Source organism: Pseudorhodoplanes sp. (assembly GCF_059499825.1).
In genome coordinates this window covers 82,571-94,722 of sequence record NZ_JCABZI010000011.1, presented here as the reverse complement: position 1 = coordinate 94,722, position 12,152 = coordinate 82,571, and the positions used below count along the sequence as shown (strand labels likewise).

The following is a 12,152-nucleotide window of genomic DNA, read 5'->3' as shown; positions in this document are numbered from 1 at the left end:
CGCGAGTTACGAAAGACGCTGCAATTGCAGCTTCAATTGACCGTTCACCGCGCCAAATAAACCTTCTCTTTATGTTGTTGTTTAAGTCGATTTTAGATCATCGTCTGTAGTTTCGGTTCTTAAGCGGGGAAACAGGGCCTCGCACAAAGACTGAAAAAAACTACACAGGAAGGCGTCACATGAAAGCCGTTATGAAGCCGGCCGAGCAACCCGCGCAGAATGCGCAGCGCTTCGAGCATATCCGGCCACTCTATCTTGAAGCACTGACCTTGGTGGAGCGTCTGCACCGGCGGCTGCTCGACGTGATCAAGGACGAGTTCGATCGCCGCGGCCGCGCCGACATCAATTCGGTCCAGGCCCTTCTTCTCTACAACATCGGCGACAAGGAGCTGACGGCGGGAGAACTGCGTACGCGCGGCTATTATCTCGGCTCCAACGTGTCCTACAATCTGAAGAAGCTGGTCGAGATGGGCTTCCTCGATCACCAGCGTTCGCGTGTGGATCGCCGTTCGGTCCGCATCAAGCTGACCGACAAGGGCCGGGAGGTTCGCGACATTGTCGAGAACCTGTACCAGAAGCATGTCCGCACCGTCGAACAGGTGGGCGGCATCGCGGCCGAGGAGTTCAGCACGCTGAACAAGTCCCTGCACCGGCTCGAGCGTTTCTGGACCGACCAGATCCTGTATCGGCTCTGACGCGCACCTGTTCTCAATAAGCCAGAATGTGTCGACCTTAACTGCCCCGGCGGAAACGCCGGGGCTTTTTGCGTCGGGGACGCGCGAGGCTCGTCGCGACGGAGTCGCTACTTGGCGTAGCCCTGCGACCGAAGCCAGCCGATGCGCCGCTCGCCGTTGAGCCAGTCGTCGACATCGGCCTTGCTGGTCAGGCCCTTGATGATACGGTCTTCCACGCCCGGATATTCGGCGATGATCTGCCAGTCATCCGCGGCGATCCGCTGCATTCTGAAGTTCACTTTTGCTTTTGCCATTGCCCCTTATGCGCGGGCGGGGCGCGAAAATCGACTCCCTTGTTCAAGGCGCGGTGCACAGCCCCAGTCGGCCGGACCATCTTGATGCCGCATTGAGCGTTATCGTCGGTTCTATTCCGATTTCTCGGGCGCGGGCGCTCTCCGGCCGCGACGGATGCCGGATCCGCGGTCGATTTCCGTCAGGGCCATTGCCAATCCGGCGGCTCCGGTCTTAATTCCAGCAGTCAAGGGCTCACGGACCAGCGCATGACCGACCGGCCGGACCTCTCTCGATACTGGAACCGTCGCACGCTGCTGCGCCATCTTGGCCGCGGCGCGCTGGGGGCGGGCGCGGCGCTCGCCGCAGGCCGGGCCGAGGCCCAGGACCAGATGCTGCAACTGCTGATGGAGCAGACGCGGCGCAGCGATTTCGGCCAGACCTACGATTCGGGCATCCGCTCGGTGCGGATGCCGAAATCGTCGCTGCCGACATTGTCGCCTGCGACCGTCCAGACCACCGAGGCCGCAATCCCTCGCTATGAACAGCTGGCCTCCGAAGGCGGCTGGCCGATGGTGCCCCCGAACGAGCGGATGCGGCTCGGCAATCGGAGCAAGGCTGTGGTCGCGCTGCGTCAGCGGCTGATCGCGGGCGGCGATCTCGCGACCAGCGCCGGGGTCTCGGACGTCTTCGATTCCTATGTCGAGGCCGGGGTGAAGCGCTTCCAGGCGCGGCACGGCCTGACTGTCGACGGCCTGGCGCGCGAGGCGACGCTTGCCGCGATGAATGTTCCGGCCGAGGCGCGGGTCGCGCAGCTGAAGACCAACCTGGTCCGCCTGAAGAACTTGTCCGGCAAGCTCGGGTCGAAATTCGTGATGTGCAACATCCCGGCTGCCCAGATCGAGGCGATCGAGAACGGCGTCGCGGTGACCCGCCACACCGCAGTGGTCGGCAAGCCAGACCGCGCCTCGCCCGACATCAACAGCCGCATCGTCGAGGTGAATTTCAATCCGTTCTGGACCGTGCCGGTGTCGATCGTGCGGCGCGACCTGATCCCGAAGATGCAGGAAGAGCCTGATTACCTCACCAAGCAGCGGATCCGCATCATCGACGCGCGCGGCAACGAATTGCAGCCGACGCAGATCGACTGGAGTACAAACGAGGCGGTCAATTACAAGTTCAAGCAGGACCCGGGCGACTTCAATTCGCTCGGCGCGATCCGCATCAATTTCCCGTCGGCGCATGGCGTCTACATGCACGATACGCCGTCGCGCAATCTGTTCGGCGAGGATTTCCGCTTCCATTCGTCGGGCTGCGTGCGGGTGCAGAATGTGCGCGAACTGGTGACTTGGCTGCTGGCAGGAACGCCGGGCTGGACGCGGCAGCAGATCGACGACGTGATCCGCTCCGGCGACCGCAAGGATGCCCGGCTCAAGGCGGCAGTGCCGCTCTACTGGGTCTATGTCACCGGCTGGGCGACGCCGGACGGCGTGGTGCAGTTCCGCGACGACATCTACGGACGCGACGGTATCGGCTCACCCATCAGTCGCGGGTAGACCAGTGGCGCGGCGCAGACGGGCATGACCGAATCCCGCGAGGTGCTGTTCGAATTCACCGCCGTGGGTGCGGTGATGAAGGTTGCCGCCATCGACGCCGCGACGGGTATCGAGGTGATGGTCATGGGACCGGTCCACGCCTCGCGCGCCGATTTGCAGAAGCTGGCGCTGGCCAAGCTGCGCCGCCGGCTGCAAGGCTCGGATTCCCGCTAGATATTGCGGCTTATCGTCTGATAGAAGCTATTGCTTGGCGGCCGGCGGGCTCTCGTGGTAGTGCGCCCGTCCCGGGACGCCCGGAAACCTGAGCCCGAATTGCCTGAAGCCCAAGGAGAGCAGCATGTCGGCAACCGATGCCGCCGGCGCTGAGCGCAGCGATATGTTCACCGCCACGCTGCGCCAAAGCGACCCCGAAATCGCGGCCGCGATCGCGAGCGAACTCGGCCGCCAGCGCGACGAGATCGAGCTGATCGCCTCGGAAAATATCGTCAGCCGCGCCGTCCTCGAGGCGCAGGGTTCGGTGCTGACCAACAAATATGCCGAAGGCTATCCGGGGCGGCGCTATTACGGCGGCTGCCAGTTTGTCGATATCGCCGAGCAGCTCGCGATTGACCGCATCACCCGATTGTTCGGCTGCGCCTTCGCCAATGTGCAGCCGCATTCCGGCGCCTCGGCCAATGCGGCGGTGTTCTTCGCGCTGATGAATCCGGGCGATACCTTTCTTGGCCTGAATCTGGCTGCCGGCGGGCATCTGACCCACGGCATGAAGATCAATTATTCCGGCAAGTGGTTCAACGCGGTCGCCTATAATGTGCGGCCGGACGACCACCGCATCGACATGGACGAGCTGCGCACGCTCGCGCATCAGCACAAGCCGAAGGTCATCATCGCCGGCGGCTCGGCCTATCCGCGCATCATCGACTTCAAGCGTTTTCGCGAGGTCGCGGATGAGGTGGGGGCCTATCTGTTCGTCGACATGGCGCATTTCGCGGGGCTTGTTGCCGGCGGCGTGCATCCGTCGCCGTTCCCGCATGCCCATGTGGTAACCACCACGACCCACAAGACGCTGCGCGGACCGCGCGGCGGCGTCGTGCTGACCAACGACGAGGAGATCGCCAAGAAAATCAATTCGGCGGTGTTTCCAGGCCTGCAGGGCGGGCCGCTGATGCATGTGATCGCGGCGAAGGCCGTGGCCTTCGGCGAGGCCTTGCGGCCGTCGTTCAAGGTCTACGCGAAGAACATCGTGGAGAACGCGAAGGCGCTCGCCGAAACCTTGAAGGCGGCTGGCTATGACATCACCTCGGGCGGCACCGACACCCACCTGATGCTAGTCGATCTGCGGCCCAAGCGGCTGACCGGCAAGGTGTCGGAAGCGGCGCTCGGGCGCGCGCATATCACCTGCAACAAGAACGGGATCCCGTTCGATCCGGAAAAGCCGACGATCACCTCGGGCATCCGGCTCGGTACGCCGGCCGGCACCACGCGCGGCTTCGGCGTCGCCGAATTCAAGCAGGTCGGCGACATGATCGCGGAGGTCCTCGACGTGCTGTCGCAGAAGCAGGCGGACGAGGATTCGCTGGTCGAAGCTGCGGTCCGCGACAAGGTGAAGGCGCTGGTCCAGCGGTTTCCGATTTATCAATAGGCGAAACGCGTCATGCGCTGTCCGAGCTGCGGCAGTCTCGATACCCAGGTGAAGGACTCGCGTCCGACCGAGGATTCCAACGCGATCCGGCGCCGCCGTGTGTGTCTGACCTGCCAGTTCCGCTTCACTACCTTCGAGCGGGTGCAGTTGCGCGAACTGGTGGTGATCAAGCGCAACGGCCGGCGCGTGCCGTTCGACCGCGACAAGCTGATGCGCTCGCTGCAGATCGCGCTGCGCAAGCGCAATGTCGATCCGGAGCGGCTTGAGCAGATGGTCTCTAAAATCGTCCGCGAACTGGAAAGTCTTGGCGAAAGCGATATCTCCACCGACGCCATCGGCGAGGCGGTGATGGCGCATCTGCGCGAACTCGACGATGTGGCTTATGTCCGCTTCGCCTCGGTCTATCGCAATTTCCGCGAGCCGAAGGATTTCGAGGACGCGCTCGCCGAACTCGCCAGCGAAGAGGATGGCAAGGCCGTACCGCCGCAGCGCAAGTGAGTGCCGCACCCGACGATCTTCGCTTCACGCAACTGGCGCTGACCCTCGGGCGGCGCGGGCTTGGCAACACATGGCCCAATCCCGCGGTCGGCGCGGTGGTCGTGAAAGAAGGCGTCGTGCTCGGACGCGGCTGGACCCAACCCGGCGGGCGCCCGCATGCGGAGACCGAGGCTTTGCGGCGTGCGGGCGAACGGGCACGCGGCGCGACACTTTACGTCACGCTGGAGCCCTGTTCGCATCACGGCAAGACGCCGCCCTGCGCGGATGCGGTCGTCGCGGCCGGAATTGCGCGGGTAGTCTGTGCGCTCGGCGACCCCAATCCGAAGGTGGCCGGCGACGGTTATGCGCGGCTGCGGGAGGCCGGCATAGCGGTGACCGAAGGCGTCTGCGCTGAAGAAGCGCGACGCGACCATGCCGGTCACATCCGCCGCATTCTCGATGGCCGTCCTTATGTCATGCTGAAGCTTGCGGTCTCGGCAGACGGCAAGGCGGCGCTGCCCGGCGGCAGGCCTGTCGCGATTACCGGCGAGGCGACGCGTGCGCGCGTGCATCTGATGCGTGCGATGAGCGACGCGATCCTTGTCGGGATCGGCACGGTGCTGGCCGACGATCCGGCGCTGACCTGCCGGCTTCCCGGAATGCTGAAGGCATCGCCGGTGCGGGTGGTGCTCGATCCGGGTTTGCGCATACCGGCGCGGTCGCAGCTTGTCTCCAGCGCCAGGGAGGTTCCGGTATGGGTCTTCTGTGCGAGTGACGCGCCGGCCGAGCCCGAGCGCATGCTGACCGGTCTTGGTGTGACGGTGATCCGGAGCCCGGCCGGTGAGGGCGGTCTCGATCTTCACGCGGTGCTGCGGGCGCTGGCGGAGCGCGGGATCACGCGGCTGATGGTGGAGGGCGGTCCCAAGGTCGCGGCTTCATTCCTGCGTGCCGGCCTCATCGACGAAGCGGTGCTGCTGCACGGATCGCTGACGATTGGGCCCGATGGCGTGGATGCGCTTGACGGGCTTGCGCTCGGCGCTCTAACCGCTTCCCCTGTTCTCGTGCTGTCCGATACCCAAACGATCGGTGGCGACAAACTCGAACGATATGAGCGGCGTTAGATGTTCACCGGCATTGTCACCGATATCGGCGAAGTCGCTTCGGTCGAAGCGAAGGCCGACGGGCTGCGACGCATTGTCATCGCTTGCAACTACGACCGCGACACGATTGCGATCGGTGCATCCATCGCCTGCGCCGGGGTGTGCCTCACGGTCGTGGAGACCGGGCTGACCGGAAACCGCACCTGGTTTGCGGTCGATGCCGCGGCCGAGACGGTCCGTCTCACCAACGTGCGTGAGTGGCAGAACGGCAGCCGGATCAATCTCGAGCGCGCGCTGAAGATCGGCGACGAGCTCGGCGGGCATATCGTCACCGGCCATGTCGATGGCGTCGCCACGATCAAGTCGCGTGAAGACCTCGAAGGCCAGGTGCGGTTTGTGCTCACGGCGCCGCAGGCGCTTTCTGCGTTTATTGCAAAGAAGGGGTCGGTGGCGCTGGATGGTGTGTCCCTCACCGTGAACGAGGTCGATGGCAATGACTTCTCGGTTATGATCATCCCGCACACGCTGGCGGTAACCACGCTGGAGAACTGGCAATCCGGCACAGCGGTCCATCTCGAGGTTGACATGATGGCGCGCTATGCTGCGCGTCTGATGGAGGCGCGGAGATAGCGCCCCTGGCGCCCTTGCGGTGCGCCGCGCGGTGTAGTTAGTGGCGCCGCAACGGAGATCAGGGAATGGCCGGGCCACGTCAGGCAAAGAGCGACAAAGCGGGCACGAGCGTGGCGGGCGCGAACCTTAAGGGCGCGCGCATCCTCGTCGTCGAGGCGCGCTATTACGAGAAACTGGCCGACGAACTTCTCACAGGTGCAACCCGCGCGCTGGACGCGGCGGGTGCTGCCTTTGACGTCATCACCGTCCCCGGCGCGCTCGAAATCCCGACCGCACTCGCCATCGCGCTCGATGCCGCCGCCGCAAAGAAGAAGCCCTATGACGGCGCGGTCGCGCTCGGCTGCGTGATCCTGGGCGAGACGTTTCATTTCGAAATCGTGTCGGAACAGTCGGCGCGCGGGCTGATGGATGTGTCGATCGCACGCAAGATTCCGATCGGCAACGGCATCCTAACCGTGGATACCGAGGCGCAGGCCTGGGCGCGCGCACGGGTGAGCGAAGGTGACAAGGGCGGTGGTGCCGCGCAGGCGGCGCTGGCGCTAATCGAAATCAAGCGCGCCGTCTCCAAAACCGCTGTCTCCAAGACCGCCGCTTCCAAGACTGCCGCCTCCAAGACCGCCGTTGCGAAGGCGAAGCGATGAACGCTCCGCGCAGCGACGAACGCAAGGACGAGCGCAAGGCTAACCGGCGTGGCGCCGCGAGGCTGGCCGCGGTGCAGGCGCTCTACCAGATGGACATTGCCGGGACCGATCTGAGCGAGATCCTCGCCGAATATGAGAGTCATCGCCTCGGCGGCGAGGTCGATGGCGACAAGTATCTGCCGGCCGATGCCAACCTGTTCCGCGAGATCGTGCGCGGCGTCGTCGCCGATCAGCGCGCGCTCGATCCGGTGATCGACAACGCGCTGACCAAGGGCTGGCCGCTGAAGCGGGTGGAGGCGCTGGTGCGCGCGGTGCTGCGCGCGGGCTGTTTCGAGCTGCAAAACCGCAAGGACATTCCCGCCCGGGTGATCGTCTCGGAATATGTCGACGTCGCCAATGCCTTCGTCGACCGCGACGAAACCGGGATGGTGAATGCCGTGCTCGACATGCTGGCGCGCAGTGCGCGGGTGGACGAGTTCGGCGCGTCTCCATAACCGGTATCCGCCATGCCGTCAGGCGAAGACGAACTGATCGGACGCTATTTCAGGCCGCTGGCGACGGCGCCGGGAGCGCTCGGACTCTCTGACGACACCGCCTTCTACACCCCGCCCGACGGCCATGACCTCGTTCTCACCGCCGACGCCATCGTATCCGGGATCCATTTCCTTCCCGACGATCCGCCGGAAACGGTGGCGCGCAAGGCGCTGCGGGTGAACTTGTCCGACCTCGCCGCCAAGGGCGCGCATCCGGCCGGCTGCCTGCTGACGCTGGCCTTGCCGGCGGGCATCGCCGAGGCATGGCTGCCTGGCTTCGCATCGGGGCTGCAATCGGATTGCGATCTGTTCGGCTGTCCGCTTTATGGCGGCGACACGGTGCGAACCGAGGGACCGGTGTGGCTCTCGGTGACGGCCTTCGGCATCCTGCCGCGCGGAACCATGGTCAGGCGCGCCGGCGCCAGGCCGGGCGACCGCATCGTCGTGACCGGCACGATCGGCGATGCCGCGCTGGGCCTTCGCATGCTGCGCGAGCCGGACCTGATCGGACAATGGTCGCTCGGCGAAGACGACGCAGCGCATCTCGCGGGCCGTTACAGAGTGCCGCAGCCTCGCAACGCGCTGGCGGATGCGGTGCGTGCATTCGGCTCGGCAGCAATGGATGTATCGGACGGGCTTGCCGGCGATCTTGCCAAACTGTGCGATGTCTCCGGCGTGTCGGCGCGGATCGAGGCGGCGCGCCTGCCGCTGTCGGCTGCGGCGTGCAAGGCGCTGGCGGCAGACCCGGGTTTGATCGAGTCGATCGGAACCGGTGGCGACGATTACGAGATCCTCGCCGCCATTCCCGCCGACAGGCTCGCGGCGTTTCGCGAGCAGGCCAACGCCGCCGCGATCCCGGTGACCGAGATCGGCGAAATCGTCGACGGCCGCACACCCGTGCGGGTGATCGGTGCCGACGGCACAGAGCTGACATTCGCGCGCGGCTCGTTCAGTCACTTCTGAATGTCTGCCAGAACATGGGCGCGCTACAAGAACGCCGGGGAGAGAGACGCCATGCATGACCGCACCGCAGTAAAGGCCGCGCCGACCGGCTGGGGCGTGTCCGGCAATGCGCGCGAGGCGCAGCTGCGCCGGCGTTTTCCGACCGTCGAGGATCTGCGCAAGGCCTCCGAGCGCCGGGTCCCGTCGCTCGGTTACGAAACCGTGGCGGGCGGTAACGGCCAGAATCTCGCCGTCAAGCGCAACGCCGACGCGCTGGATGCCATCCAGATGGCGCCGCGGACCGGCGGCGACCGGGGACCGGTTGCAACCGATGTCACGCTGTTCGGCCGGCATTATGCAGCGCCGCTCGGCATCGCCCCGATGGGATTGCAGAGCGTGTTCTGGCCCGGCGCCGAACGGCATCTGGCGCGCGCAGCGCAACGCGCCCGCATCCCCTATACCGCCGGGACCGTCAGCGGCATCGCGCTGGAGGAGGCCGCCAAACTCGCGCCGGACGTGGTCTGGTTCCAGCTTTACCGGCTGGCACGCGACGATCACAAGGTCGGCTTCGATCTGGTGCGCCGCGCGCAGGCCGCCGGCGTGCATGTGCTGGTGATGACGGTCGATACCCCGGGTCGGGCCAAGCGGCCGGGCGAATTGCGCAACGGACTGACGCTGCCGTTCCGCCCCACGCTGCACACCATCATGCAGGCGGCGGTGAGGCCGAACTGGATGCGCGCGCTCGTGAGCAACGGGCAGCCAAGCTTTCCTTGTCTTGCGCCATATTGCGGCGCCAATCCGAGCAAATCGGACATCGCCTGGTTCGCCCAGAACGAGGTCGGCGGCGCCTTCACCTTCGAGGAACTCAAGCGCTATCGCGACGCCTGGAGGGGACCGATGGTGATCAAGGGCGTGATGCATCCCGCAGATGCGGAAAAGGCGATATCCATCGGGCTCGACGGCGTTCAGGTGTCCAATCATGGCGGCCGTCAGCTCGAAGCGGCGCCGGCGGCGATCGACGTGCTGCCCGCGATCGTGAATGCCGTCGGCAACAAAGGAACCGTGCTGTTCGACAGCGGCGTGCGCTCGGGGCTCGATGCCGTGCGCGCGGTGGCGCTCGGGGCGCAGGCGGCGCTGGCGGGAAGGGCATTCCTCTATGGAATCGGTGCGGCCGGCGGCGACGGCGCCAGTTACGTGACCGACATGCTGGTGGAGGAAGTCTCGGTTGCAATGCGGCAACTCGGAACCCCTGACATCGCCGCATTGCGGGCGCTGTCGATCCGCCATCCGGGTGCATGGCAGTTCTGACTTGCCGTTTTCGCGCTGGTTTATATTCAACCGGCCGGATATGTAGGGCGCCCTTGCCGGGGATTCCTTCATGTCGGTAGCCGCCCAGGGCCCGCACCATCTGATTGACGACGCGCTGGCGCGTCGCAACGCGATCGTGCTGTCGATCGCGCAGGCGATGGCCGGCGGCAACAACACCGTATTGCTTGCGACCGGCGCCATCACCGGTGCGATGCTGGCGCCCGACAAGATTCTGGCGACGGTTCCGATCACCGTTTACGTCATCGGCATGTGGCTCGGCACGCTTCCGGTCGGTGCACTGGCCCGCCGCTTCGGCCGCCGCACCGCATTCCAGATCGGCACCATCTGCGGCGTACTGACCGGGCTGATCTGCTGCGCCGGCGTTCTCCAGGGTTCGTTCTTGCTCTTCAATATCGGCGCGTTTTTCTCCGGCCTCTACGCAGCCGCGCATCAGGCCTATCGCTTCGCCGCCGCCGACACCGCGAGTGACGCGTTCCGGCCGAAGGCGATTTCATGGGTGCTGGTCGGCGGGGTAGCTGCGGCCATCGTCGGTCCGCAGGTCGTGATTGCGACCAAGGACATGCTGTCGCCTTACCTGTTCGCGGCGACCTATCTCGCACAGGCGGCGATCGCCGTGGTCGCAGGGCTCGTCCTGATGCTGCTGAAAATCCCGATGCCTTCGGCGGCGGCGCGGGCCAATGCCGGGCGCCCGCTCTCCGAGATCGCGCGGCAACCGAAATTCATCGTCGCCGTGGCCTGCGGCATCGCCAGCTATTCGATGATGAATATGGTGATGACCGCGGCCCCGCTGGCGATGATCGAATGCAATCATACGGTCACCGATGCCGCGCTCGGCCTGCAATGGCATGTGCTTGGCATGTTCGTGCCGAGCTTCTTTACCGGGTCGCTGATCGCGCGCTTCGGCGTCGAACGCGTCATCGCCGCAGGCTTCGCGATCCTGCTGGCCAGCGCGGCGATCAGCATCGCGGGCATTACGCTGTGGCATTTCTGGGTCGGTCTCGTGCTGCTGGGGATCGGCTGGAATTTCGGCTTCGTCGGCGCGACCACGCTGGTCACCCAGACGCATCGGCCGGAAGAGCGCACGCGGGTGCAGAGCTTCAACGACTTCCTCGTGTTCGGCTCGATGGCGATCGGCTCCTTCGGTTCCGGCAAGGTGCTCGCGATCTATGGCTGGGCGGCTGTGAACGAAATCGTTTTCCCGGTGGTGCTGACGGCCGCGATGCTGCTCGGCTGGCTGGCGCTGAGGCAGCGTCGCAACCCTGTCTGAGCGACGCAACTTTCGGGGCACTTGCGGCAGCCGCTTCAGCGGCGCAATCTGCATATAGCTGCCGGGCCATCGTCGAGAGAACATGCCAATGCACAATGCCGTCCGTGTTTCCATCGCAGCCGCCATCGCAGCGTCAGCCCTCTGGGTGTTCCCCGCACAGGCGCAGACCTATCCGACGAAGCCGATCACCATGATCGTGCCTTATGCTGCCGGCGGCAGCGTCGATGCGGTCGCGCGCCTCGTGTCCGACCGGCTCGCGGCGAAACTCGGTGGGACCATCATCATTGAGAATGTGCCCGGCGCCGGCGGCGTGGTCGGAACCACGAGGGCGACGCGCGCGGCACCGGACGGCTACACGCTTCTGTTCTCTGTCGAGAGCACGATTGTGATTGCCAAACTCGTCTCGCCCAAGACCGTGCAATACGACGCGCTGACCGAGTTTCAGCCGATCTCGATGGTGGGGTCGTCGCCGCTGGTGCTGCTCGGCCGCAAGGATTTCCCGGCCAACAACCTCGCCGAGCTGATGAAGCTGCTGAAGGACAATCCCGGCAAGTACAATTACGCCACCTCCGGCGTCGGCACCTCGCTGCATGTCGCGGGCGAGATGATCAATGCCGAGGGCAAGGTGAACATGGTGCACGTGCCCTACAAGACCGGCGCGCAAATCCCGACCGACCTGATGGGCAACAATATCGACCTCGCGGTGCTGCCGCTGGTGATGGCGATGCAGAACGTGAAGGCGGGCAACATCAAGGCATTCGGGATCACCGAGCCGAAGCGGTTCGAACTCACCCCGGACGTGCCGAGCCTCGCCGAACATCCCGACCTGAAGAACGTGTCGGTCACCGTCTGGTACGGGCTGTTCGCGCCGGCCAAGACCGATCCGGCGATTGTCGAGAAGCTGCACAAGGCGCTGGCCGAGGTCGTGAAGGAGCCGGGTATCGTCGAGAAGCTGACGGCATCGAACCTGATTCCGGTCGGCAATTCGCCGAAGGAATTTGCCGAATTCCTGAAGGCGGAGAACGAGAAGTTTTCCGCGCTGGTGAAGGCCGCCGGCATCAAGGCCGAATAGT

The 12,152-nt window shown here is 65.1% G+C and carries 14 protein-coding genes; 13 read left to right on the top strand and 1 reads right to left on the bottom strand.

The genetic code is table 11. From position 1 onward, the window contains the following. Positions 1-179: 179 nt before the first annotated feature. On the top strand, positions 180-695 hold the full coding sequence (gene ldtR, locus AC5I5I_RS16535; RefSeq protein ID WP_495974983.1) for a transcriptional regulator LdtR: 516 nt from the start codon (positions 180-182) through the stop codon (positions 693-695). A 107-nt stretch (positions 696-802) separates the two neighbouring features. Here the strand turns inward: ldtR and AC5I5I_RS16530 are convergent, their stop codons facing one another. After that, positions 803-961 (bottom strand): hypothetical protein, encoded by a 159-nt coding sequence (locus tag AC5I5I_RS16530; RefSeq protein ID WP_495974981.1) that lies wholly within the window; start codon positions 959-961, stop codon positions 803-805. Between the two features lie 273 nt (positions 962-1,234). Between AC5I5I_RS16530 and AC5I5I_RS16525 the strand changes: the two genes are divergently transcribed. From AC5I5I_RS16525 to AC5I5I_RS16470, 12 genes are all read left to right on the top strand, one after another. Beyond that, the gene (locus AC5I5I_RS16525; RefSeq protein ID WP_495974979.1) at positions 1,235-2,521 is read left to right on the top strand and encodes a L,D-transpeptidase family protein; all 1,287 of its coding nucleotides are present in this window, start codon (positions 1,235-1,237) and stop codon (positions 2,519-2,521) included. Positions 2,522-2,545: 24 nt separating this feature from the next. After that, positions 2,546-2,734: a DUF6898 family protein gene (locus tag AC5I5I_RS16520; RefSeq protein ID WP_495974977.1), complete on the top strand. Its 189-nt coding sequence runs from the start codon at positions 2,546-2,548 to the stop codon at positions 2,732-2,734. A 124-nt stretch (positions 2,735-2,858) separates the two neighbouring features. Next, positions 2,859-4,160, top strand: coding sequence for a serine hydroxymethyltransferase (gene glyA, locus AC5I5I_RS16515; protein ID WP_495974975.1), 1,302 nt, complete (start codon positions 2,859-2,861; stop codon positions 4,158-4,160). Positions 4,161-4,172: 12 nt separating this feature from the next. Further along, positions 4,173-4,658: a transcriptional regulator NrdR gene (gene nrdR, locus AC5I5I_RS16510; RefSeq protein ID WP_495974973.1), complete on the top strand. Its 486-nt coding sequence runs from the start codon at positions 4,173-4,175 to the stop codon at positions 4,656-4,658. Continuing rightward, the gene (ribD, locus tag AC5I5I_RS16505; RefSeq protein ID WP_495974971.1) at positions 4,655-5,758 is read left to right on the top strand and encodes a bifunctional diaminohydroxyphosphoribosylaminopyrimidine deaminase/5-amino-6-(5-phosphoribosylamino)uracil reductase RibD; all 1,104 of its coding nucleotides are present in this window, start codon (positions 4,655-4,657) and stop codon (positions 5,756-5,758) included. The genes nrdR and ribD overlap by 4 nt, the downstream gene beginning before the upstream one ends. After that, positions 5,759-6,367, top strand: a complete 609-nt coding sequence (locus AC5I5I_RS16500; protein ID WP_495974969.1) for a riboflavin synthase — start codon at positions 5,759-5,761, stop codon at positions 6,365-6,367. A gap of 65 nt (positions 6,368-6,432) precedes the next feature. Next, positions 6,433-7,008: a 6,7-dimethyl-8-ribityllumazine synthase gene (gene ribH, locus AC5I5I_RS16495; protein WP_495974967.1), complete on the top strand. Its 576-nt coding sequence runs from the start codon at positions 6,433-6,435 to the stop codon at positions 7,006-7,008. Next, positions 7,005-7,502, top strand: a complete 498-nt coding sequence (gene nusB, locus AC5I5I_RS16490; RefSeq protein WP_495974965.1) for a transcription antitermination factor NusB — start codon at positions 7,005-7,007, stop codon at positions 7,500-7,502. The genes ribH and nusB overlap by 4 nt, the downstream gene beginning before the upstream one ends. Before the next feature lie 12 nt (positions 7,503-7,514). Further along, the gene (thiL, locus tag AC5I5I_RS16485; protein WP_495974963.1) at positions 7,515-8,504 is read left to right on the top strand and encodes a thiamine-phosphate kinase; all 990 of its coding nucleotides are present in this window, start codon (positions 7,515-7,517) and stop codon (positions 8,502-8,504) included. A gap of 51 nt (positions 8,505-8,555) precedes the next feature. Further along, positions 8,556-9,791 carry an alpha-hydroxy acid oxidase gene (locus tag AC5I5I_RS16480; protein WP_495974961.1) on the top strand — a complete coding sequence of 412 codons (1,236 nt, stop codon included), beginning with the start codon at positions 8,556-8,558 and terminating at the stop codon, positions 9,789-9,791. A 70-nt stretch (positions 9,792-9,861) separates the two neighbouring features. After that, positions 9,862-11,079, top strand: a complete 1,218-nt coding sequence (locus tag AC5I5I_RS16475) for an MFS transporter (protein ID WP_495974959.1) — start codon at positions 9,862-9,864, stop codon at positions 11,077-11,079. An 88-nt stretch (positions 11,080-11,167) separates the two neighbouring features. Then, complete coding sequence (locus tag AC5I5I_RS16470) at positions 11,168-12,151, top strand: Bug family tripartite tricarboxylate transporter substrate binding protein (protein WP_495974957.1); 984 nt, start codon at positions 11,168-11,170, stop codon at positions 12,149-12,151. Position 12,152 lies beyond the last annotated feature (1 nt).